This is a genomic window from Stenotrophomonas sp. 01N47 (genome assembly GCF_056399165.1).
Genome location: NZ_JBFTQU010000001.1, coordinates 88291 through 110808, shown reverse-complemented (window position 1 = coordinate 110808; position 22518 = coordinate 88291). Strand labels below are relative to the sequence as shown.

General features: G+C 60.7%; 18 protein-coding genes. 12 read left to right on the top strand and 6 right to left on the bottom strand.

From position 1 onward, the window contains the following. Positions 1 to 103: 103 nt before the first annotated feature. Entirely contained in the window at positions 104 to 2755 is a 2652-nt protein-coding gene (locus AC1DKR_RS00480) for an excinuclease ABC subunit UvrA (protein ID WP_478030318.1), read from the top strand. Positions 2756 to 2781: 26 nt separating this feature from the next. Here AC1DKR_RS00480 and AC1DKR_RS00475 read toward each other — a convergent pair whose 3' ends face one another. Together AC1DKR_RS00475 and AC1DKR_RS00470 are read right to left on the bottom strand one after the other, a co-directional pair. Beyond that, the gene (locus AC1DKR_RS00475) at positions 2782 to 3258 is read right to left on the bottom strand and encodes a hypothetical protein (protein ID WP_478030316.1); all 477 of its coding nucleotides are present in this window, start codon (positions 3256 to 3258) and stop codon (positions 2782 to 2784) included. Positions 3259 to 3282: 24 nt separating this feature from the next. Next, complete coding sequence (locus AC1DKR_RS00470; RefSeq protein WP_478030314.1) at positions 3283 to 3639, bottom strand: hypothetical protein; 357 nt, start codon at positions 3637 to 3639, stop codon at positions 3283 to 3285. A 577-nt stretch (positions 3640 to 4216) separates the two neighbouring features. Here AC1DKR_RS00470 and AC1DKR_RS00465 point away from each other — a divergent pair. The 6 genes from AC1DKR_RS00465 to AC1DKR_RS00440 all read left to right on the top strand — a co-directional run bounded on the left by AC1DKR_RS00465 (position 4217) and on the right by AC1DKR_RS00440 (position 11045). Next, positions 4217 to 4927 carry a hypothetical protein gene (locus AC1DKR_RS00465; RefSeq protein ID WP_478030312.1) on the top strand — a complete coding sequence of 237 codons (711 nt, stop codon included), beginning with the start codon at positions 4217 to 4219 and terminating at the stop codon, positions 4925 to 4927. Between the two features lie 590 nt (positions 4928 to 5517). Continuing rightward, positions 5518 to 5721: a hypothetical protein gene (locus AC1DKR_RS00460; RefSeq protein ID WP_478030310.1), complete on the top strand. Its 204-nt coding sequence runs from the start codon at positions 5518 to 5520 to the stop codon at positions 5719 to 5721. Between the two features lie 191 nt (positions 5722 to 5912). Beyond that, positions 5913 to 6440, top strand: coding sequence for a CPBP family glutamic-type intramembrane protease (locus AC1DKR_RS00455; protein ID WP_478030307.1), 528 nt, complete (start codon positions 5913 to 5915; stop codon positions 6438 to 6440). 176 nt (positions 6441 to 6616) lie between these two features. Further along, the gene (locus tag AC1DKR_RS00450) at positions 6617 to 8737 is read left to right on the top strand and encodes a peptidase domain-containing ABC transporter (protein WP_478031184.1); all 2121 of its coding nucleotides are present in this window, start codon (positions 6617 to 6619) and stop codon (positions 8735 to 8737) included. After that, complete coding sequence (locus AC1DKR_RS00445; RefSeq protein ID WP_478030305.1) at positions 8734 to 9978, top strand: HlyD family secretion protein; 1245 nt, start codon at positions 8734 to 8736, stop codon at positions 9976 to 9978. The genes AC1DKR_RS00450 and AC1DKR_RS00445 overlap by 4 nt, the downstream gene beginning before the upstream one ends. A gap of 656 nt (positions 9979 to 10634) precedes the next feature. Further along, on the top strand, positions 10635 to 11045 hold the full coding sequence (locus AC1DKR_RS00440) for a hypothetical protein (protein ID WP_478030303.1): 411 nt from the start codon (positions 10635 to 10637) through the stop codon (positions 11043 to 11045). A 307-nt stretch (positions 11046 to 11352) separates the two neighbouring features. On the opposite strand, the gene AC1DKR_RS00435 is transcribed toward AC1DKR_RS00440, so the two are convergent. Together AC1DKR_RS00435 and AC1DKR_RS00430 are read right to left on the bottom strand one after the other, a co-directional pair. Then, positions 11353 to 11514 (bottom strand): hypothetical protein, encoded by a 162-nt coding sequence (locus tag AC1DKR_RS00435; RefSeq protein ID WP_478030300.1) that lies wholly within the window; start codon positions 11512 to 11514, stop codon positions 11353 to 11355. Between the two features lie 63 nt (positions 11515 to 11577). Further along, a complete protein-coding gene (locus tag AC1DKR_RS00430) occupies positions 11578 to 11784 on the bottom strand; it encodes an isochorismatase family protein (protein WP_478030298.1) in 207 nt (68 codons plus the stop codon). 587 nt (positions 11785 to 12371) lie between these two features. On the opposite strand from AC1DKR_RS00430, the gene AC1DKR_RS00425 reads away from it, so the two are divergent. The 4 genes from AC1DKR_RS00425 (at position 12372) to AC1DKR_RS00410 (ending at position 18022) form a co-directional block, all read left to right on the top strand. Further along, positions 12372 to 15275: a winged helix-turn-helix domain-containing protein gene (locus AC1DKR_RS00425; protein ID WP_478030294.1), complete on the top strand. Its 2904-nt coding sequence runs from the start codon at positions 12372 to 12374 to the stop codon at positions 15273 to 15275. A 613-nt stretch (positions 15276 to 15888) separates the two neighbouring features. After that, on the top strand, positions 15889 to 16737 hold the full coding sequence (locus tag AC1DKR_RS00420; protein WP_478030291.1) for an EAL domain-containing protein: 849 nt from the start codon (positions 15889 to 15891) through the stop codon (positions 16735 to 16737). Next, positions 16730 to 17026, top strand: a complete 297-nt coding sequence (locus AC1DKR_RS00415) for a hypothetical protein (RefSeq protein ID WP_478030289.1) — start codon at positions 16730 to 16732, stop codon at positions 17024 to 17026. Before AC1DKR_RS00420 ends, AC1DKR_RS00415 begins: the two co-directional genes overlap by 8 nt. A 186-nt stretch (positions 17027 to 17212) precedes the next feature. Then, positions 17213 to 18022, top strand: a complete 810-nt coding sequence (locus AC1DKR_RS00410; protein WP_478030286.1) for an EAL domain-containing protein — start codon at positions 17213 to 17215, stop codon at positions 18020 to 18022. A gap of 807 nt (positions 18023 to 18829) precedes the next feature. On the opposite strand, the gene AC1DKR_RS00405 is transcribed toward AC1DKR_RS00410, so the two are convergent. Continuing rightward, positions 18830 to 19201, bottom strand: a complete 372-nt coding sequence (locus tag AC1DKR_RS00405) for a hypothetical protein (RefSeq protein ID WP_478030284.1) — start codon at positions 19199 to 19201, stop codon at positions 18830 to 18832. 692 nt (positions 19202 to 19893) lie between these two features. Beyond that, positions 19894 to 20436: a fimbrial protein gene (locus AC1DKR_RS00400; RefSeq protein WP_478031182.1), complete on the bottom strand. Its 543-nt coding sequence runs from the start codon at positions 20434 to 20436 to the stop codon at positions 19894 to 19896. A gap of 1515 nt (positions 20437 to 21951) precedes the next feature. On the opposite strand from AC1DKR_RS00400, the gene AC1DKR_RS00395 reads away from it, so the two are divergent. Next, a complete protein-coding gene (locus AC1DKR_RS00395; RefSeq protein ID WP_478030281.1) occupies positions 21952 to 22494 on the top strand; it encodes a fimbrial protein in 543 nt (180 codons plus the stop codon). Positions 22495 to 22518: the final 24 nt, after the last annotated feature.

Genomic DNA, 22518 nt, shown 5'->3' with positions numbered 1-22518 from the left:
ACGCGCTTCGGTCGTGCCCTCACCACATTCACCTCGCAGCAGCGAAAATGCGTCCTTGGGCGCGCTCCAGGGCGCACCGCTCACTGCCTGCAGGAACGCAACGATGTCCAACAACCCTTTCGGTGAATCCTCATGCGCTGCCGCAGCCAGCGGTTGCGTGGAGGTGCGCGGCGCGCGCGAGCACAACCTCAAGAATGTCGATGTCTCCATTCCGCGCAATGCACTGGTGGTGTTCTCCGGGGTGTCGGGTTCGGGCAAGTCGTCGTTGGCCTTTGGTACCGTCTTCGCCGAGGCGCAGCGGCGTTACTTCGAGTCCGTAGCGCCGTACGCGCGGCGCCTGATCGACCAGGCCGGCGTGCCCGATGTGGACGCCATCGACGGGCTGCCGCCGGCGGTTGCCCTGCAGCAGCAGCGCGGCGCCAGCAATGCACGTTCCTCGGTGGGCAGTGTCACCACGCTGTCCAGCCTGGTGCGCATGATGTATTCGCGCGCCGGGGCCTACCCGGCCAACCAGCCCATGCTGTACGCGGAGGATTTCTCGCCCAATACGCCGCAGGGCGCCTGCAGCACCTGCCATGGCCTGGGGCATGTGTACGAGGTGACCGAAGCGCTGATGGTTCCGGACCCGTCGCTGAGCATCCGTGAACGCGCCATCGCCTCCTGGCCGCCGGCATGGCATGGCCAGAACCTGCGCGACATCCTGGTCACGCTGGGCTACGACATCGATGTGCCGTGGAAGAAGCTGCCGAAGAAGGACCGCGACTGGATCCTGTTCACCGAGGAAACGCCAACCGTGCCGGTCTATGCCGGTTTCACGCCCGCAGAGACCCGCGCCGCGCTGAAGCGCAAGCTGGAACCCAGCTACATGGGTACCTATACCGGTGCGCGCCGCTACGTGCTGCACACCTTTGCCAACACCCAGAGCGCGCTGATGCGCAAGCGCGTTTCGCGCTACATGGAAGGCAGGTTGTGCCCGGCCTGCCACGGAAAGCGCCTGAAGCCGGAAGCGCTTTCGGTCACCTTTGCCGGTGTGGATATCGGTGAGTTCATGCGGCTGCCGCTGGACCAGCTGGCGGACCTGCTGGGGCCCATCGCGCAGGGTGATTTCAGCGCGCACAGCCGCGGCGCGCGTACCAGCGGTAGCGCCACGAAACGCGATCGCACGCAGCGGGCTGCAAGCGGCCGCCCTGTCCATGCTGGGGCCCCCGACGTGCGGCTGACCTCGGCCCTGTCGGAGGAGAAGCGCTTGGCCGCGCAGCGGCTGGCAGGCGGCGTCATGGCGCGTGTACACCAGCTGCGAGGCCTGGGCCTGGGGTACCTCTCGCTGGATCGCGCCACGCCGACCCTGTCGGCCGGCGAACTGCAGCGCCTGCGGCTGGCCACGCAGCTCAGCTCGTTGCTGTTTGGCGTGCTGTACGTGCTTGATGAACCCTCGGCCGGCCTGCACCCCGCCGACAGCCAGGCGCTGTACGACGCGCTGGACCGTCTGCGCGACGGCGGAAACTCGGTGTTCGTTGTCGAGCACGACCTGGAGCTGATGCGCCGCGCGCAGTGGCTGGTGGATGTTGGCCCGGAGGCGGGTGAGCACGGCGGGCGCGTTCTCTACAGTGGCGAGCCCGACGGCCTGCGCAAGATCCAGGAGTCGCGCACCGCCCGGTATCTGTTCGACCAGGTGCCCGCGGCCGCCAGCCGGCAGCGCACCGCCAGCAGCTTGCTGGAGCTGAAGGGCATCCACCGCCACAACCTGCAGGGTGTGGATGCGCAGGTGCCGCTGGGGTTGCTGACCGCAGTGACCGGCATTTCGGGGTCGGGCAAATCCAGCCTGATGGCGCAGGCACTGCCCGAGCTGGTGCTGCTGCACCTGGGGCATGAGCCCGAAGACAACAGCGCCGAGAGTGCGCCCACCGACGCGCCGACCGTGATCGAAGCGACCCGGGGCCGGTTGGCTGGCGATGTGGACGCCATCCAGCGGGTAGTGCAGGTGGACCAGAAGCCCATCGGCCGCACCCCACGCTCCAACCTGGCCACCTATACCGGCCTGTTCGACCACGTGCGCAAGCTGTTCGCCGCTACGCCCGCCGCGCGCCGCCGGCGTTTCGATGCCGGCCGTTTTTCGTTCAACGTGGCCAAGGGCCGATGCGAGACCTGCGAAGGCGAAGGTTTCGTCAGCGTCGAACTGCTGTTCATGCCCAGCGTCTATGCGCCGTGCCCCACCTGCCATGGCGCCCGCTACAACGAGGCCACGCTGAAGGTGTTGTGGAATGACCGCAACATCGCCGAGGTCCTGCAGATGACGGTGGACCAGGCGCACGCATTCTTCATCGAGGAAGAGGCCATTGCCCGCCCGCTGCAGTTGCTGCAGGAGATCGGCCTGGGGTACCTGCGGCTGGGCCAGCCGGCCACAGAGCTTTCAGGCGGCGAAGCACAGCGCATCAAGCTGGCGACCGAGCTGCAGCGCAGCCAGCGCGGGCGCACGCTCTACGTACTGGACGAACCCACCACCGGCCTGCATGCATCGGACGCGGACAGGCTGCTGGTGCAACTGCAGCGGCTGGTGGACGCGGGCAATACGGTGGTGATGATCGAGCATGACATGCGCGCGGTCGTGCAGGCGGACTGGGTGATTGACGTCGGGCCTGGCGCAGGCGCTGCGGGCGGCACCATCGTGGCGAAGGGAACGCCGCAGCAGGTGGCGCGCGCCAAGGGCAGCAGGACGGCGCCGTTCCTTGCGCGCGAGCTGGGGCAGGGTGGGTGAGGCGGGGGCGTCGCCGGGGTGTACTGCTACTGCCGCACGCCACACCGCTCATCCTCAGGCACATCGCCAGCAAGCGTCAGTAGCAGTCGATCCTGCAGCGTAGGTTGCTGCACGCCAGACAGGACCTGCTCCAGATAGGTCAACGGCACCAGTGACCACTGCAGCGTGGCTTGCAGGGGGTAGATCGCAGGCGCCCGTTGCTCGGTACCCAGCGCAACCCGGATCAGCAGAAGGGGCGGCTGCCTCTCCACGTGCAGCACCGGCACACCCTTGCACAGGATCTGGAAGGAAGCCGAAGCGGGCGCCCCCTCCAGGAACTCGAAGCCCTCCCGCGCCCGCGCCTCTGCGAATCGATATGCATGGCGACGCAGCGTCCAGAATGTCTCATCGGGTACATCACGGTAAGCGAGTACTTCCGGCTCAACAGGCTCTGGCGAGTGCATCTGTACGGCAACGACCAGCGCCAGAAAGAGCATCCACATCACCCCATGGCGCACCTTCATTTCAGGCCCCACCGAAGTGATCCTTCACTCTGCCGGCTGCAGCCGTTCGCTTGCGTGGGCTGCCAGCCCAAGGCCGGCCATGATCAGCCCTTCCATCACCCGGTCGCCAACGTACTGCTCCGGCTCGCCGTTCTGGCGGGTGCGTTCTGCCGCCAGCAGCACTTCCAGCACCACGCGCAGGCCCGTCAGCGAGCAGTCGGCATCGGCCAGCGCCATCTGCCGGCCACGCAGCTGATGCCGCTCTGGCCAGGGCTGGCCGTTGGCGGCCACGCCCGAGCCGATGCTGTGCAGCAGCGCGATGAAGGTGTTGGGATCCACGGTAGGCCCGGCCGAGGGCGCCTCGTGGATGGGCTGTGGGGCAGGGGAGTAGGGCGTGGTCATGGCAGGGCTCCTTGCGTGCAGGCAGAAGCCGCCACCGATGAAGGTGGCGGACGATGCGTGGTTCGAAACCCCGTGTGTGGTTAACCGGGCGGGCGCGAGGCCCCCACGCACCGTCCGCCATAGCCGGCAGACGGATTGCCAGCCGGCACCACGCGGTGGTGGTGCCGGCTGGCAAGCGTAAACATCAACCACACAACCGGGGTTTCGAAGCCCGACCACCCGTTTTCGGTGGCATGGCAAGGAATACGCCCGGTTGCGCGCGATGCCAATACAGTAAGGGCAATGCCGTCACCGTTTTCGACGTTTTCAGAATCGTTGTATGCCGGGGAAGGATGTTAGACGCTTGCCCTGCAAGGGCTGCCGACGGTGGCGGTTGGCCCGCATACTTCGTGCCGGCACCGACATGCTCTGACCGGGAGTAGGGCAGACGCGACAAATGGATGGACGGGGCGAACCCTCGATGCCCCTTCAGGGGAGCCCTGGTTCGCGGCAATCAGAGTGCGCTGTGTGGCTGACGCCGCGCTCCACGCCATGGCAATATCCGGGATGCGTCAGGGGCGCTTGAAAGGGGGAGTACATGGAAAGTACGCAGAAAGCACTAACGATGGCCGACGTGGCTGGCTGGGGTTCGGCTGTCGTCACGTTTGGCCTGATTCAAGGCGCGCTCTATCTGAAGGCGTACTGGGGCCACTTTGGCCTTGATCCCTTTCAGTTTGTTGCCGTGAGCGAACTGGCCCTGGCTGGCCTGGCCGGCATCGGCATGGTGTTGTTTCTCTTGCTGGTGGCCTTGCTGTTTGGCGGCTGGGTGGAGACGAAGGTGACGAGCGGCAGCGCCAAAAGCAAGCTGTTCGCATGGCTGTTTCCGATACTTTTCTTCACTGGCCTGGGGCTGCTGCTCTGGTGGTCGAACTCGTGGCCTCTTCTGATAGGGCTTCTTCTGACGATCATCTGTGCGCTGATCGTGCAGCTTTCGCCGGTGGTGCCCGCGACGGTGAAGGATTCTCCTTGGCTGATCTATGCATTGGTGATGCTGGTCTACGTTTCGATAGTGTCGAGCATGCTTGGTTCTGAGCGTGCCGGGACGATTTCCTCTGGGGGCGGCAAGCACGTGACGGCTGTGACTGTTGATGGAAAGGTACAGGGCGGCCTTAGCCTGATTGGTCGGCTTGGTGATAGCTATGCGCTGTGGGACCCGGCGCGGAAGGCTGCTGTGCTCGTGCCTGTTGGCGATGTTGGAAGGTTGGAGATTGCGCGAAAGGGTGTGATGCCTGTCCCTGCTGCGAAATAGGGCTGGGTTTCCGTAGGCGTCAAGCTGGGAGTTGCAGTGCACCTCAGTTCGGGGAACAGCGATAAACGCTCGTTATCGAGGGTAGGGCGCTTGTCTGCCCCCACTCCCACCCGTGTGCAGGCTGCTGCTTTTCGCAAAACCCAGGCTTCTCTTTCCGACGCCTCCGTCACGGTAAATGCCCGGCGGATCAAGGCCCCGATAGACTGCTTTACCTGGACGCGGGGCCGGCGTAGGTGGAGGAGTGCAGTTGGGGTGTCCGCTTTTCCACTCGATCCGAAAAGCTGCAGTTCAGCCCCTCGAAGGTGCAGGGTGATCCAGAGGATGTGGCCTATCTCCTCGGAACAGACCTTGTCTCAAACCTCCATAGCCTTTACTGCAGCGAAGTCGCAATTGCATTGAGAGTGCCATGGTCAGAAGGGGGCTCGGCTGTCACTAACTCGGCAGTATTGCATGTTACGACATAACATAACAAGTGGCTTGAGTTGCGTTGCATAGAAGGGCCGTCACAGTCTTGAATGAAAGCGCCAGCTTGGTGCATCGCCGTCAACCTTGTTGGCTATCCCAAAATAACTCGAAAATGGAGCCTGTAAATGCGTGAGTTAAACGAAACTGAAGTTGCAGAAATTTCGGGTGGTTCGGGTGGTGTTCAATTCCAGATTGGCCAGAGTAGCGGCAGTCACGTGCGAGGGAATTTTGGCGACCTCGGGGAGATGGCGTATCGCTATGGAAGAATCGCGCCATTCAGTGGAATCGGCGCTGGAGGCATGATCTGGAAGCACATCATGATGAAGTAAGGTAACAACCTAGGCCCAGGCCCCGGCTTGGGCCTAGGCAAAGGAGAACGGAATTTGTGATCAATAGAATGGCGCTCTGGAAGCCTCGCCCCATCGCAGAGAACAAAGTATTCGTAGCGGCAATCGCAATAGTTGGCGTCGGTGCATCGCAAGGAATTCTAAACTCTTTCGACGTATTCGGATCAAAAGCAATGACCGAATTGCTCGCCTTCCTTGCTTGCGTTTGGTTATTCACCGATGAGCCTCGGAGAAAATGGACATTCCTTTTGGGGGTTGGCCTGGTAGCTGTTGGGCTGTTGGGCGGGGCAATTTGGGTGTTTTTTATTGGATTCCCCGGGAGGCACGAAACCAACTTCATGCCCCTATCGGACGTGCCTTTGAGGTTCTATGTCCTCGGTCTAGTGACAAGCTGTATCGTCACGCCACTATTTGAGGAGAAAGTTGTGAGGCATCTCCTTTTGGATGGAGCCTCTCATTACTTTGGGAGGCTGGTTGCCACTATAGGCGTAAGCGCGCTATTTGCAGCGGTTCATGTCGACGGGGTGGTATCGGCCTTCCTGCTCTCGGTAGTCCTTTGCGTTGGAGCGCAATTATTCAATCTCAATTCAATACAGCGATCAATAATTCACGGCATCGTCAATTTTTCTATTCTGCATTGGGTTCTTCTGTATCCGACGCTTCGGGAATTTATTCAGTCGGCTTTGGGTCCGCCACCGTAACAGTAGGGGCGCAATTGGTGCGTATGGAAGTGGAGCATCACTAGCGCATGGGATAACGGGAGCAAACAAGTTCCGCCCATACTTCTGCCCAATTGGCGATTCTTCTAGCAAATTTCTATTGCGCCTCCTTTGCCTCCCTTGCCATTCCCAAGATCGCATTTTTGAGGGCTCAGCTAATTAACGTTGTGATTCAGTCCGAGGCAGCAGAATGCGGTCTTGCATGCTTGGCCATGGTTGCGTCGCATCATGGCAACAACATTGGACTCCGAGAACTCCGCCGCCGCCATGCCCTTTCGCTTAAAGGCGCGACGCTTGCTCAAGTCATTGAAATTGGGGGGGCGCTCGGCTTTCGTTGCCGCCCGCTACGCCTGGACTTGGAGCATCTGAGCCAACTTCAACTGCCCTGCATCGCGCACTGGGACCTCAATCACTTCGTCGTGATCAAGAAGAGCCATGACAATGGCGTTACCGTTCTGGATCCGGCCTTTGGCAAGCGCAGGCTTTCCTTGGAGGAAGTCTCAAGGCACTTCACTGGAATCGCTCTGGAGTTGCACCCAGCTGCCGAGTTTCGGGCGATCCCCCGCCCCCCGGCCGTCTCGCTTGCACAGCTGACGGGAAAGATCGATGGGCTCTGGCAGGCTCTTGGCCTGCTGCTGCTCTTGTCCGTTGCTCTTCAGGTGTTCGTCCTGATGGCACCATTCTTCATGCAATGGACCGTGGACCAAGCGCTCATTGCCCATGACAGAGACTTGCTGACTGTGCTGGGCACTGGATTTGCCCTGGCGCTGCTGCTGCAAGTCTGCATCGGGCAGATCCGAGGTCGAGCGGTCATCTATCTGTCAAACCGGCTCAACCTGCAATGGACCGGCAACGTCTTCCGGCACCTGTTGCGTTTGCCCCTGGATTTCTTTGAGAAGCGTCAATTAGGCGATGTCACCTCGCGCATGGGAAGCGTCCAAGCCATCCAGCAAACGTTGACGACCAGCTTCGTAGAGGCGCTCATTGATGGCCTCATGGCAGTGGTGACGCTGGGAATGATGCTGATCTACAGCTGGAAGCTTGCGCTAGTCACGCTGCTTGCGGTTGCTCTGTATGCAATCGCGCGTGCCTGTGCCTTCGCGCCCCTCCGGCGCGGCACAGAGAAGCAGTTGATCGCAGGGGCACGACAGGAGAGCCATCTGCTTGAGTCCATTCGCGGAGTTCAGTCGGTGAAAGTTGCCGGCCGGGAGCCGGTTCGCCAAGCCGGCTACTCAAACCTCATGAACGAGACGGTCAATCACGACGTTTGGCTGGCAAAGTTTGAGCTGAGCTTCGCCGGGGCCAGTCAGTTGCTGCTCGGCTTGGAACGCATTGCGGTGATTTGGCTGGGTGCACTACTGGCGATGGAGAACGTGTTCTCCGTCGGCATGCTGATTGCCTACCTCGCCTATAAGGATCAGTTTTCACAGCGGGTGGGAGCCTTGATCGACAAGTGGGTGGAGTTCCGCATGCTCCGCCTGCACGGCGAACGGCTCTCCGACATTGTTCTTGCCGAACCAGAGAACCTCACTTCCAACGCGAGTGACCTGCAACCGGACGGACTACGCATTGAGGTGGAAGGGCTTGGCTTCAGCTATGCCTCCGGAGAACCGTGGGTGTTGAGGAACTGCAGCTTTGTGGTTGACCCTGGTGAATCAGTGGCCATCATCGGCCCGTCTGGCTGCGGAAAGACCACACTGGTCAAGATACTCCTTGGCCTTCTCCAGCCGACCGAAGGTGAGATTCGCATCGGAGGCGTGCCTCTCTCAAAGGTCAGCGTAAGCGATTACCGCCGTATGATCGGAGCGGTGATGCAAGATGACCAGCTCTTCGCGGGCAGTGTCAGCGAGAACATCGCCTTCGAGGACGATCACCATGATGAGGCCGGGGTGCGTGAGGCCGCAGAGTTGGCGGCTGTGCATGACGACATCGCAGCGATGCCCATGGGCTACAACAGCTTGATCGGCGACATGGGGACGACTCTTTCCGGAGGGCAGAAACAGCGGGTGATCCTCGCTCGCGCCCTGTATCGCAAGCCCCGGTTGCTTTTCCTGGACGAGGCAACCAGCCATCTGGATGTTGAGCGGGAACGGCTAGTGAATGAAGCCGTCCGGCGACTCGAGCTGACCCGGGTAATCATCGCCCATCGCCCTGAGACCATCGCCAGCGCCGACCGGGTGCTGATCATGCACGCAGGTGCAGTGGCACGCGTTCTGACGCAGAACGCGTCAAGCTCCGTGAAGGCTGCACGGGGTGGCGTCGAGGAGGTCTCCGCATGAGCGGCCTCTTCCGTCAGGAAGCCATCGATGCCCAGCGACGAAGCTGGCTAGGTGGAATATCCCTGGCGCAACCGCCCCGTTTCTGGATTCTGGCGCTGTTCGCGGCGGTGGCTGGCGTGGTCATTGTCGGCTTTCTTTGCCTTGGTGAGTATTCACGCAGATCGAGGGTTTTGGGTGAGCTTGTGCCCGATCTCGGGCTCTCCACCGTGGTCGCTCCGTCGGCAGGCGTGGTTGCGAGACTGGATGTTGAGGAAGGGGATCACGTCCAGCGCCAGGATGGGCTGGTGACAGTCAACGTGCCGCGGGTAACCTCCTCAGGACAGGACGCCGTGTCCACGTTGCTTGAAGCACAACGCTCTCGTATGACCAGTGTGGAGGCGATGAGCGAGTTTCAGGACAGGCAGCTCACAGCACAGCAGGAGGGTGCAAAGGCCCAACGCACTGCGATGCTGCGCGAGCTTTCGCAGATCGAGGCAGAGATCCACACCCGCGGCGAGCAGGTGAGAATTGGCCGCGTGACCCTCGCCCGTTATCGGAGCGTTGAGGATGAGGGCTACGTAAGCCTGGTTCAGATCAACCAACAAGAGCAATCGATGCTCGAGGCGGTCAACGCGCAACAAGCCCTTCAACGCCAAGCGACCACGATTCGGCGGAGCCTGGCTGAACTGGATCAGCGGCTTGCAGAAATTCCCCATCAGAGGCTCTCCGCCAAGGCAGCCTCTGAACGTGATCTGGCAACGTTAAGTCAGGAGACCGTCCGGATGGAGGCCGATGGAGAGCTACTCCTTCGCGCACCGGTAAGTGGACTGGTGGCAAATCGACTCGTTGAGGCCGGTCAAGCGGTGCAACCGGGGCAGCCCATTCTCAGCCTGCTTCCCAAGGGCTCCGAGCTCCGAGCACAACTGCTGGTGCCCAGTTCGGCCATTGGTTTCGTTAAGTCGGGCGACCGAGTTCTCCTGCGCTACCAGGCCTATCCCTATCAGAAGTTTGGAGCACACGAAGGAACGGTCATCCGCGTCTCTCGCAGCGCGTTGACGGGATCCCAGAAGGACGGCGATTCAAAGCAGTCCCTGTATCGAGTCCTGGTCTCGTTGGACCAACAGGGAGTGCTGGCATACGGGAAGACGGAAGCACTCCGCCCAGGCATGCAGCTTGAAGCCGATATCATGGGCGAGCGTCGCAAGCTCTACGAATGGCTGTTGGAGCCTCTCTACTCCGTGACCGGGAAGCTGGGAGGCTAGTAGTAGCAGCTAGCAGTGCTGTTCTGAAAATCAAGCTCATTTTTCGCTGGAAGGGCAGCGGATAGATGACAAGCAAGGCCGCCGACAGCGCTGGCCAGCACGCCCAGCAGTTCGGCCAATGTAGATCCACACCGCGCTCTGTTCATGGGATCAATGTCTTTTTGACGACGCGCTTCCTGGCCCCCGCGGCCACGGTGACGGCGGCGTGCTCGCGCGCCCGCGCCAACCGTTCTTGATGGCGCCCGGCTTGATGCTTGTAAGCGAGCAGTTGTCGCTACAACCGATGGTGATGGCGACTGCACAGACCACGACGGCTGTACGGGGCCCGGACGGGGCCGGGAACGGGCGAGGGCGGTGATTGGGGGCGACGGTGGCGCGCCGGGACCGCCAACAGGCCGCCTCTACAAGAAATCCGGCAAGACGGTGCAGAAGGGCCTCGCCGAGTTCAAGGCGGCCATTGAAGGCGCCCCGATCCTGTCAGAAGGTGAGAGGGTTCTTCGGTAGCTGCACTGGCGGCGGCAGTTGTCGCTTTCCTGCATTCGAGCCTGGGGAAAGACTCGGTTTTCATTAATTGTCCTTTTACTGCCGACTACAAGCAGCTATTCCATTCAATCATCTTCACTGTACTCTCCTGCGGCTTTCGACCGAGAGCCGCTATGGAGGCGGGTGATGCGGGTGATGTTCGTCTCGACAAGATCGCGCGGCTGATCACCGAGTCGGCCTATAGCATTCATGACCTTTCCGCCGTTGAACTAGACCAAACAAACCAACTGCCAAGGTTCAATATGCCATTTGAGCTAGGCATGGTCGTTGGTTGCAAGAAGATCGCTCGCGCACACTACGCACAGCGTCCCATGCTGATCATGGAACGGACAGCCTACACGTCCCAGAAGTGTTTATCTGATATCGCCGGGCAAGACCTGAAGGCGCACGCGGGATCGGTTTCAAGAACGATCAGAATCGTCAGGGGCTGGCTTCTCCAGCAATCGAACAGGAAAAACATCCCTGGCCATGTGCGCATACAGAATGCGTTCAATGATTTCTATGCGTTGTTGCCAGAGCTCTGAGGCGAAGCTGAGCTCGAAGCTGACGACATTTCTTAGCCGGATTTCGTCACCCTTGCTCAGCAATGGTTAGTCCAACGCAATGTCGAGAACGCCACCGGACGCTTTACCAAAGCCGACGCCGGTTCTCAGTAGCGTAGTTCAGACGTCGTTCGTTCTCAGCTTGCGGCATAGCGCAGAAGCTTGCGGGGCGGGGATTTGGAAGATTTATCTGGGGTAGGGAAGTCCAAGCCCTTAACACGATCATCGGCGAGACGGGACCGAACCCCAGCCCTTGCATTGCCCGCCTGTCCAGGATTGTCAAAAGCCATCACGTGGCAGGTTGGAGAGCATCAGCAAGATCGCGGACTGGCGCACCCAGGTCGCGCCAGCGGTCCGGATGGCAGGTCATCATCAGCACCTGATGGCGCTGGGATGCGTCGTACAACACGCGCTTAAGCCGGTCGAGGCGATCCTTGTCGGAGTGGACCAAGGCATCGTCCAGGACAAGCGTCGAAGTCGAGTGCCAGACGCGCAGCGGCGCGGCCGCAGATGATCAGCCGTTGCGAAGGAGAGATGCGACACTCGCCACGCTTGCCGCATTTGATTCTGACAGTGTCTGCAATGCCCAACGCTTCCGCGCGGGTTGTCCCCCAGTTGCCTCGCGTGCGACAGGAACCTCGTACTCACGCGCATTGGCGTCGCGTGCCGTAGCCAGCACGCATGAGTCGGCAGTCATGCCGCTCAGCCAGAGGCGACGCACGCCCAATAGCCCGCAGTGCTATTCCTTGGGGGGCTGGCCTCAGTCACGAACTCAGACCTGAGTCTGTGCCCCCCCCCTCCAAGCCCGGCCACGCTTGCCCGTCGCTGCACGATTACACCCGCGGCGGCGGGTGATAGGGCACCCCTTCGCGTAGTACCCAGAATCGCGCGGCCTCCAAATCGAGTGCCTCCACGTAGCCGGAGCGCATTTGCCGGCCAGTTCCTTACCGCACACCACGCCCTCCATCAATCAATCGGGGCGGCAAGATCTTCGAAGGGTAATAAAATCAATGACTTGTGAAGGAATAGATTTAATTTAAGCCAAGTTGAGATTTTGGTAAAGTGCAACTGCATCTGCCCGCCTACACTGCGTCCGTTGCCCGCCCAGCTGTAGTCAATGCGGGCCGCCCAGACTCCCGGCAAGTGCACGGTTACCTCCCAGACCCGCTTGGGGCTAGGTCACCATGCACAATCATCCTCACGTCTTATGGCTTGCCGTTGACCAATGCGCATCGCTGATTCCTCGGGAGAATTTTGTTTGACTGTAGAGCTCTCCCCAACTCCTGCCACACGCTCTGAAGGTTGCCGGTGACGCTTCCCTGGCCAACGGGGGCGCATGCCCTGCAGATTGGCGATCTGCTGATCGACCTTCGCTATCGCCGCCTTGTCTCGGCCGATGGGAGCGTGGAGTTGCAACAGCGGATCTTCGACCTGCTGTTGCTGCTGATTTCCGAGCCAGACAAATTGTTCACCCGGCAGGAGCTGTTCGATCGGCTCTGGGCCGGCCTGGTGGTGGACGATTCCAATCTGTCTCAGAGCATCTGGCTGCTGAGGAAGGCGCTGGGAGAAGCGCGCCGTGAGTGGATACGCACCATCGCCAAGCGCGGCTATGTGTTCCATCCCCCTGGCCCGGTCCAATGGCTGGAAGCGATGCCCTCCGCCAACGCCTACGCGCAGCCGGCGACTGGCGACCCGCAATCTGACATTGACAAGAACAATGACGCCACGCAAGCGGCGGATGCTGTCAGCGAAGTTGTCTCCCCCGAAGAGGCCTCTCCACGTGTCCCTGATCCGCTGCCGGCTGCGCCGCCCATTCCCGATGCCGCACCGGAACAACGGCGCCGGGGCCTTCCGATGCTGGCTGGGGCTGCACTGGTGTTGGCAGCTATCGTCGTGGCGGTTTGGGCGATTTGGACCCCCGTTGGTGCTCCGGTGGCGGTGGCCCTGATGCAGGTGCAGACCCGCTCCGATGCCGACGTGCCCTGGGCATCAGAGCTGCTCCGGCAGTGGAGCGGCTGGAAGCTTGAGCAGCTGCCCCAGGTGCGCCTGCTGAGCAGCGAAGATCTGGCCTCCGGAAAGGACGTCGTCGCGCCCAGAGTGGTGCTGCTCAGCGCCGTGCGGAGCGGCGCAGCAGGGCAGTTGACCCTACGCGCGCGTATCCAGCAGGATGGCCGCGACCACGTTTTTGAGAAGACGGTGGACACTGCCGGGGTTCCTGCGGCCATCGACACGCTGTCGCGCCAGCTGGTGAGCGATCTGGTGCCTGGGCAAAGCGATCATTGGCCTGCACTGGAAGTGGATAGTGACGCGGCCCAGCACTATGCGGCCGTCTCTGCCAACTACGAGCGCGGCGACTGGCGCGCCGTGCAGGAGGGCGCGAAGGATGTGCTGACCCGCGCACCGCGCTTCGGGCTGATGCATATGCAGCTGGCCATCGCCCAATCGAACCTGGGTGAAAACCTGGACGCTGTCAGGCATATGGAGATTGCCGGCACGCTGCTGACGCCACTGCCCGAGGCGGGGCGGCTATCTTTGCAGGCGTTGCAACTGGAGGTGGATCCGCGCCGTGCTCGTGAAGCTGAAAAGGCCATGCGAGCCCTGGTGACAGCGCATCCGGCGCAGGCCTCCTATCAGCGACGCTATGTCCGTCTGCTCATCACTACCGGCCAGTACCGCAAGGCCATCGGCCACCTTGAACAGACAGCGAAGACCGAAGATCCCCCGATTCATGTGCGCTACGAACGCGCCCTGGCCTACAGCGACGCCTACTACGGACTGGGGGATATCAAACTGTCACAGGAAGCCGCACGGACCGCGCGGCGGATCGCCGAGACCGCAGGCCCGAGCATGCGCACCCAAGCATCCGAAGCTGCGCTGCTGGAGGCACGCGCGAAGGCCACCGCCGATCCAGCGCAGGGTGGGCAGGCGTATCGTCAGGCTGCGCAACTGCTGCGGGATGCAGGCCTGCAGCACAGGGCGGAGTACGCAGAGGTGCTCGCAATCGTGCATGTCGGTCAAGTGGCACACGACAGCGGCCTGGTCAATTCTGCCCTGCAGCGCGCCTTGCGCGCTGGAGACCTAGCGCTGGCCGCAGACATACAGGTCACACTGGCCAATCTCAGTCCCACTCCTGATGGCCGTCTGCATTGGCTGCGCGAAGCGCTTCAGTCGGCCAGATCACTGGGAAACCTGAACATGCAAGGTGAGATCGAGGCAGAACTGGCGCTGGAAGATTTTGTCGAGCTGCGGCTGTCCCAAGCGCAGGCACGGGCCACTCAGATGCAGGCACTCGGGCTGGAAGGTACCCCAGGCATCCGAGTCAACCTGATGCTGTCGCGGATCTTTGAAGTGCAGGGTCATCTGCGCGATGCCGCCCGGGCCAGCGATTTGGCACTGCAGGCATCGCCTGCTGCCGGCGAACACAGCAACAGCGAGCGCGTCGAGGCAGCGTGCCAGGGGCTTCGGGTGAATACCCTGCTGGGCACGAGGGATACCTCACAGCTCTCTTCAGAGTGTGGTCGCGCTGACGATGCCCCTTCCCGTTTCACTACCGCTTGGTCGAAAGCGGAAGTTGCGCTTCTCTTGAACGATACCGAGGCAGCGCGGACCCAGTATCAGATGGCCAAGGCACTCGTCGACAACGGAGATGCAGCACCGCACGTGCTTGGGCGTCAACTCCTGGACGTCGCCCGTCTACGAGTGGCGATGATCGGCCTGCGCATGGGTGACATCGAAACTGCGACGCGGATGGTGTCCGTAGTCCAGGCGGCCGAGGCAGGCAAGGAACTCCCATTACTCCATCGGGCATGGCTGGCCGTGTTGCAGGCCGAACTGGACGCTCGCCAGGGTGATTGGGCCGCCAGCCGTCAGCAGGCCAGCCGCGCTCGCGACATGCTTCCCGAAGGTGAGCGTGAACTGCGACAGCGATTGAAGCTGCTGCAGATCGCTGATGACCAGCGCCATGCCCGGCCGGCCGAGGCCCTCTCCCAGGCCAAGCAGCTGTACGCCCAAGCGGGCCGCGAAGGCGATGTCCGTACCCAGCAGCAAGTGGCAAGCCTGATGTCGGCGTCGGACCGTCGATCATTTGGTGCGGTTGGCACCAGCCTAGAGGCTGGCCGTCGCGCCCTGCCGGGCGCTTCAATGGCGTGGCTGATGGACAATGAAGGCGTCAATCGTGACCGCCTGCCAACGCCGATGGCCAGCCAAAGGTAGGTTCAGTAGAGAATAATTGAGACGCCGTTAGAAGCCGGGGGCGGGTAGGGCGGCAATGCTGCCGACCCTCGTCTCCCATTCGCGCGTGCGAAGGATTTCGGCATGAACCCTCTGATAGGTCCCGTTGCCCTGGCATTGGCTGCATCGTTCTGGCTGCCTGGCTGGCCGGTGACACTACAGTCGCCTAGCGACCTGCCGCGCCCCGCAGTGAATGGGTCAACACCGGCACTTCCTCCCATCCCGGCAGCACTGAGTCCGCCCCTGGCCAAGCTGCCACCCGGGATGATCCTTCCGCCCCTGGCGCACACAAACGCCCTGCCCCTGGCCGGGACAAAGCGTCCGCGAGAGGTCGCGCCGATCTGCGACCCCTCGATGGATGAGGTGCAGCCCAGCGTAGTCCGCAATGGCAAGGCAATACCTGAAGGCGCGGCCTTTCCCGCGTCGCACGCGACGCCCCCCAAGCTCTGGCAGAACGGCCGCTGCGCCGGTGAAAGGATGCGATAGACGATCCCGCCCCGTGAGATGAGATGAATTGACATCGATTGAGGCGGTGCCAGAAGCCTTGCTGGCGCATCGTTGCTCAACATCGCCGCTCCCCGATGGAGCCGCAACCATGCCCAACCTCTCCGATGCAATATCCGCTGGCACACGGCCGGCACCCGAAGACCTGCTGCGGGCTCTGGAGAATGGCCAGCTGCATCTGCTGTATCAACCCAAGGTGGATTGCGGAAGCGGCCGCGTGGTGGGCGCCGAGGCCCTGGCGCGGTGGGCGCATCCACGTCTTGGCCTGGTTTCACCAACCGATTTCATTCAGCTGGCGGAGCAATCAGGCCTGATCGATCGTCTGGGGCTATGGGTGCTGCAGGCAGCCTGCCGACAGCTTCGGCGGTGGCGCGAAAGCGGTAATGACCGGTGGTCGGTGGCAGTGAACATCTCACCCCTGCAGCTGCGCTGCGAGCGATTCTCCCAACGCGTCTTGGAATGTGCGGCCTGGTACGGAATCCCCAACAACCAGTTGACCCTCGAGATCACAGAATCACATTTCATTGAGGACGGGGATGCAGCCAAGGCTCAGCTACTGAGGTTGGCGGCGGCGGGCATCCAGATATCCCTGGATGATTTCGGTACCGGCTTCTCCAGTCTGGCGCGGCTCAAGCACCTGCCCGTGCACGAGCTGAAGATCGATCGCGCATTTGTCAACGAAGCAGACCGGAACGAAATCGACCCGTCGATCATTGCTGCCATCGTGGCCATAGCCACCATTCTGGAGGTGCGGGTGGTGGCTGAGGGTGTGGAGCGCACGGAGCAGCTGTCGATCCTGCGGCGACTGGGCTGCGGTCAGACCCAAGGGTTCCTGCACGCACCGCCGATCAGTGGCGAACTCTTTCTGAGCCGTTTCGGCGCCAGGCACAACGGCGGCGGGACCACAGGACCATGGCTCGGTGAGGTGGCGTATGGATGAGCGTGTGGATGGGCGTGGCCAGCCGGCCACGCCGTTGCCGCTATGCCACCTCCTGCTGCGACGATTCCGGATCGCCCGGCCGGGGGTGAGGGTCGCCGAAATCGTTCTGAATCGACATTCCTCCCGCGACATCCGCAATGAGTTCCAGCAACTGCGCCGACGTGGCTGGCTCGACGTTGGGGTTCTGCGCGATATCGATGGCAATCGCTTTTCCGGGTGGGCGGTGGCGCTCACCCCGATGGGCCGGTTGGCGTTGGAGGCGCTGGATCGCCAAAGCTCCACTGTATAGCCGGTTTGGGCTCGCCTCCAGGCATCACCGCTGCACCAGAAGGGGGCTGCGGTCGCCTCTCTTTTCTCATTTCCGGGAAAAGAAACGATTGAGCCTCAGCCAGGAGCGGCTATTGGCTGGATTCGAACAATAAGCGGCGCATCGGTCGGCGTCGGCTTCAGTTGGTGAGTATGGGGAGACATTCCAATGTCCTGCTTGATATCTGCTGAACCCTTCGGATTGATCACGCGCGGCGATCTGCGTCGCTGCATCGATGAAGGGCAGTTGCAGTTGCACTATCAGCCGATCATCGACTTGGTGGGCGGCGCGGTTTCCAGTATGGAAGCCGTGCTGCGCTGGCGGCATCCAGACCTGGGATGGGAGTCGCCACAGGATTTCCTCGCCTTGGTGGAGGCCTCCGACCTGACCCATCACCTTGGCTTCTGGGTATTGGACACAGCAAGCCTGCAGATCGCCCGGTGGCGCGCGCAGGGGGCGAACTGGGGCCTGTCTGTCGGTACGTCGCTGAGACAACTGCAATATCTGCCTTACCGCAGTGGACTGCAACGAATTCTCGTCGAACAGCGACTGAGCCCCAGTCAGCTCACTCTTGTGTTGAGCGCTCCAGAACTGCCCGACGGCGCAAGGAGCCTCCGCCAGCTGTCGGGGCTGTCTGCACTGGGTGCGGAGTTGTCGCTTGCGGTTCTCAATCTAGGCAGCGTCGAACCTTCGTGGCTGCAATCGCTACCCATTCAGGAAATAAAGCTTGCCCCGTTTGGTCCGACGGGCCGCGGCGCTCGCCCGACCGCCACGCTGGCGCCCTTGCTGAAAGCCGCGCTCGGGCGCCGACTGCGCGTGGTAGGCATGAACGTAGACACCGGGCGCGAATTTCACACTTCGCAGGAACTGGGGTTGGACCTGGCGCAAGGGGATTTCGTCTGCCCACCGATGGCTGCCGATGCCATGTTGGAGCATCTCTCCCGCATGGGTGCGATCGCAGGCTTACCGGGTCCATGACGAAATCCGGAAAAGAAGAACTGAACGGAGGAATTTTCACCTATCCCGCAACTTGACAGCAATCGGACGCTGACAATGCAGCGGACAGCCATCCGCACGGCGGCAATCTTCATCGTTCCTGGCTGTCTTTCTTCTAGGGGGAGGGTGCCGCACAGGCATCCTGCATCCTGCGGGACGAGACCTATCTGTGTTCCGGCAGCCAGGTAGACAATCGAAGCCTTACGCTGTCCTCTCGTCCTGACCATCCCAACCACAACGTGGTGACCAACGCGACTTACCTGCGCAGGAACAGCAACACACTTCATCCCAATGGACATGGATTGATGTTGAACATGCTGCCCAATCACGGCGGCCTGCACGTCACCCAGAATCCAGGGACACTTATATCCGGCGGCAACCATGGCCTGTATGGTTTGCCTGCAGGAAGGGGAGACACTGATCTGTCATTGTCCGGAGCAGCTGCCAGTCCGACCGGATGGGCTGGCCAGATTTCTGCCGGCGCCAACTCGGGTGAGATGAGGATTTCGCATCCGGCCGGGGCAATCGAACGAGGTACGGGCGGTCTTTCAGCCACGTTTCTTCGCATGGCGATCTGGACATCGACTCAGCGGGGCGCATAAGCGCAGACACTGCCAGCACCGTTCTGATCACAACCAAGTCCAACAGCGATGACGTGCGAATCCGCCAAGCTGGGACCGGCATCATCCAGACCAGCACCGACATCGCCGACGCAATGAAAGCCACCCATGGCGGCCAGGGCGACCTGCTTCTCGAAATTGACCGCATGGTCTCCTATCTCAACCTCAATCAGCTGGGAGGCATGATCGAAGGCGGCGAAGTCGGGTTAGCGCGGGCAAGAACGGGATGACCCGGATACTGCTTGAAGGCGCGGCTGTCGGAGGAAGCGATTCCGCCATTGTTACTAAATTGAGCACGCGTCTGGATATCGGTTTCGGCGCCTACGTCGATGGAACCCTCTCTGGTGTTGCGATCAGACGGCAGGAGTAGATGAATCCATTCGATGGAAACCCGGTGTGCGGCAAGTTCCACGTAAACAATGCTGGTACGGTCATCGGGGATTCGTACCTGGGCAAAGGCAATGACACGATTGCGTTGATCGGTGGCCACTACAAAGGGCGCATCTACGGCGACCAATGCATGACAGCAACGGTCGGGCATGGATAGCTCCGCCGGAGGCAATGACGCGTTTGTATGGTCTGGTACGGAGAGCGCGATATCGTTGAACTCCGAATCGTTTCGGTGCATTTGGCTCTGCCAGTCAGCACCGACGAGCTGCGCTCATTAGCCGGGCTCGCAGAACACCAGAGCGAGGCTCGCCACGCCATACATTGTCCAAAAAGCCATGAAGAATCAGTCGAATGTGGACCCGAGTGAATGGGCTACCCAGCCACTTGGCGCAAGAACATATCCCGCAGCACGGACGATAACTGGAGCCATCGTACAACGGGACTCGAGTCACGAGCGTAACTTGAGCGCGATGCGGATCAATGATTCATAACCCAAAAGGCCAGAACGTCACGGGCGACTGATGCGGCTGCGCCCCTAAGACCCTGACGCGTACACGACGCGTTGACGGCCGCCTGATTCAATCAACGATCTCGTCCAGAGCAATGGCAATAGGCGGAACCAGCTTCATCGCTGGCTCCGCCTGATCAATCCAATCAATTGTTGCTAATAATTTTCGCAAAGCTCTTCCGGCGTTCGAGCTACTGCGCCACACCCGCTACGAAGGACGCCAAGCATTCGGGCAATTCGCAATAATGTACGCACAAGACACCGTTCACGTGCAAAGTATACTATCCGAAGCAACGTACATTGACGACGACTCCAGGCCGGGGCCAGATTCACGATCAATTATAAATGATCGTGAAGGTCGCAGAACTCGTAGCTGGACCAGGCGCAAGCACCCCCTTACTACGAACATACCGAGCACGAAGAGGAATTGAATAGTTCTGCGAACTCGACCTCAAGCTCAATCCGCTGGAGTGGACCTTACCCAAAGGTAATGGAGCACCCGCGTGATTTGATATTTGGATACCAATTCCAGAAGCCGAGGCGGAACCCCCCTTGCGTACGGGATCCAAAGTCAGGACGCCGCGTGCCGAGTCGATCGGTGTTGAGACTGGATCTATTCGGAAGGACATAGTGCTCGGGGTAGTGCCGCTCCGGGAGAAGCTGCCTGGGAATTTATTATTGATCTGCCCGATGGATCCCAAACCCTGAACTGTCCACACTGGACCCGCCTGGGTGAAGCTACCGGTAAACCCGGGGCAGCCAAGCAGACGAATCGAAAATTCCTTCCATGGTGATGCTTGGGCTTCTGTAAACGTTTCAAGGCCGTGGCTTCCCATTGGCACCACGACATCGGGTGTGCTGCAGGTAGAGGACAGCATAGAGATGCTGCCGCTAATCGGCACCATAAGCCTTACAGGCTCCACCGACACATCCAACCCTGGATCACCTACTGACACACGGATCACAGCAGTCGGCAACGACGACGCATTAACCAGACCAGGAACCACGTCCCCAATCTTCACCAAAAGCAAGTCGAAGGACAGGTTGCTCTCAAAACTAACGTCGCACCCCCTCGTCTGTAGTCTTTGATCGGCGGTGACTTCGCACTGCTGCGCACCTGCCACAGAGCTCTGAGGAAAGGGCGAGCCAGTGTTTGCTCTTGTATAAACGACACCGAGGCCCGAAACATTGGTTAGATACACCTTTCCTGCATATGGACCGTGATTCCAATTGCTAAGCGGAAGCGGAGGCAACGAGTAATCGAAGGAATAAACAGGATAGAAAATTGGGTGCACCAGTTCAACACGCCTGGTTGTCCGGTTCGCAACCCGTCCAGCGTGCCCAGTGCAATGGACATAGGATCCTGCTTGCCGGTCAAAGCGCTGCCTGTAAACAACACTGCCTAGAGCGACATCTGGCCCCACAGATAGCGTTCCGGCTTGAAGTGGCATGGGCCTAGTCTCAGTACCCACTGGCTTGCAGAGGATCCCCTGAGCCGCTGCTTTACCTGGAGCGAACGCGGCGGCGCATGCGCTGATTATGAGGCAGGCCCATGCTCGGGAGGAGGTGGTCCTTCTTCTGTCTTTAGTTGATTTCATACACTTTTGCAATTCCATCCTGGGAGCCAAATTCGCAATTACGGCTGCACATTTTCATTTCATAGATAGTTGCGGAAAATTCAATCTGATCCGCTCCGATAGGGCCCGTAGATCACATCGCCCGATATGCAGCTCATCTAGAGCACGGGATGTACCAGTAGTCTAGGTTGCGCACGGACGCGTTGAAATATGGGGGGACTCATTTCTTCTCAAGCCTTCACGGATATCGCGAACTCCGCGATGGAAACGCTTCCTTCAGATACAGTTCTGATGAAGGTGATGAACGACGCGACTGTTCATGCCACCACCGCTGTCAACTTGGCTGAGGCCGCGCCGCTCGCCTGGCGTCCGCCCTGCGCTGCACTCCAAAGCGGACGTGGCTACAAGCACCATTGACGGAAGCAGCTCCGATATCCGAACGAGCTCTGACAGACCCAGGGCGGCTGATTCTACGCTGTCAAGACCGGCGACCGCCCCGGCCATTCTGATTTCATCTCATTGAAAATACTACGAAAGATATGAGCGTGAGATCAATTGAGAACAACTGATCCTCCGTAGATTCCATGCGTCGCCGTACAGGATCAATGTCTTCCTCGGACCGGTCGGTCATCCAGTGTCAAATCTTGAAGCAGGCCCCCTCCCTGCACGCAGATGACGGTCCTCTTCCTCAATCGATGCATCAACTCAGCTACTGGCGGGCCATCTGGCACGCCCTCTCTGTAAGGCTGCCCGCTGCTTGCAAGTCCGCAATGGCCACGCGTTACGGCACCCGTTCCTACAACCTGGAGAAAAAACGTGTTGAGCAACACCCGTGCTATCTCGTTCCTCGTCCTTTCGGCGGCGTCCACCGCTGCCTACGCGTCCGATGGACGAATCAACTTCACCGGCGAGCTGACTGCTCAGACCTGCACCATCACGGTAAATGGCCAAGTAAGCCCGGCCGATGCCACCGTCACGCTGCCCAAGGTGTCTACCAGCAATCTGTCGGCTGCTGGTCAGGTGGCCGCTCAGACAGGTTTCAATATTTCACTGAGCAATTGCAATCCGGCGACGGGTACCGCAGCCGCGTTCTTTGAAGCCGGTGCTTCGGTCGACCCACTCAGTGGCAATCTGCGTAACACCGGTACCGCCACTGCTGTGCAGTTGCAGCTGGTCGATGCCACCACGGGCAACGCCATCAAGGCAGGTGATTCAGGACAGACCACCAGCACGAGCCGCCTTCCTCTGCAGACTGACGGCAGTGCACTCCTGCCGTATGCAGTGCAGTACTACGCAACGGGCGCGACGACACCCGGCACGGTCCTCAGCTTTGTGACCTACTCAATCAACTATCAATAAGGCACTGCGGCCCGATCCCGTCTC

Coding starts and splice junctions, on each gene's coding strand:
- AC1DKR_RS00465 (WP_478030312.1), top strand. CDS start 4,217: ATGGAAAGTACGCAGAAAGCACTAACGATGGCCGACGTGGCTGGCTGG.
- AC1DKR_RS00480 (WP_478030318.1), top strand. CDS start 104: ATGTCCAACAACCCTTTCGGTGAATCCTCATGCGCTGCCGCAGCCAGC.
- AC1DKR_RS00470 (WP_478030314.1), bottom strand. CDS start 3,639: ATGACCACGCCCTACTCCCCTGCCCCACAGCCCATCCACGAGGCGCCC.
- AC1DKR_RS00415 (WP_478030289.1), top strand. CDS start 16,730: ATGGATGAGCGTGTGGATGGGCGTGGCCAGCCGGCCACGCCGTTGCCG.
- AC1DKR_RS00460 (WP_478030310.1), top strand. CDS start 5,518: ATGCGTGAGTTAAACGAAACTGAAGTTGCAGAAATTTCGGGTGGTTCG.
- AC1DKR_RS00410 (WP_478030286.1), top strand. CDS start 17,213: ATGTCCTGCTTGATATCTGCTGAACCCTTCGGATTGATCACGCGCGGC.
- AC1DKR_RS00445 (WP_478030305.1), top strand. CDS start 8,734: ATGAGCGGCCTCTTCCGTCAGGAAGCCATCGATGCCCAGCGACGAAGC.
- AC1DKR_RS00475 (WP_478030316.1), bottom strand. CDS start 3,258: ATGAAGGTGCGCCATGGGGTGATGTGGATGCTCTTTCTGGCGCTGGTC.
- AC1DKR_RS00420 (WP_478030291.1), top strand. CDS start 15,889: ATGCCCAACCTCTCCGATGCAATATCCGCTGGCACACGGCCGGCACCC.
- AC1DKR_RS00400 (WP_478031182.1), bottom strand. CDS start 20,436: ATGCTGTCCTCTACCTGCAGCACACCCGATGTCGTGGTGCCAATGGGA.
- AC1DKR_RS00440 (WP_478030303.1), top strand. CDS start 10,635: ATGGAGGCGGGTGATGCGGGTGATGTTCGTCTCGACAAGATCGCGCGG.
- AC1DKR_RS00405 (WP_478030284.1), bottom strand. CDS start 19,201: ATGCCCGACCGTTGCTGTCATGCATTGGTCGCCGTAGATGCGCCCTTT.
- AC1DKR_RS00455 (WP_478030307.1), top strand. CDS start 5,913: ATGACCGAATTGCTCGCCTTCCTTGCTTGCGTTTGGTTATTCACCGAT.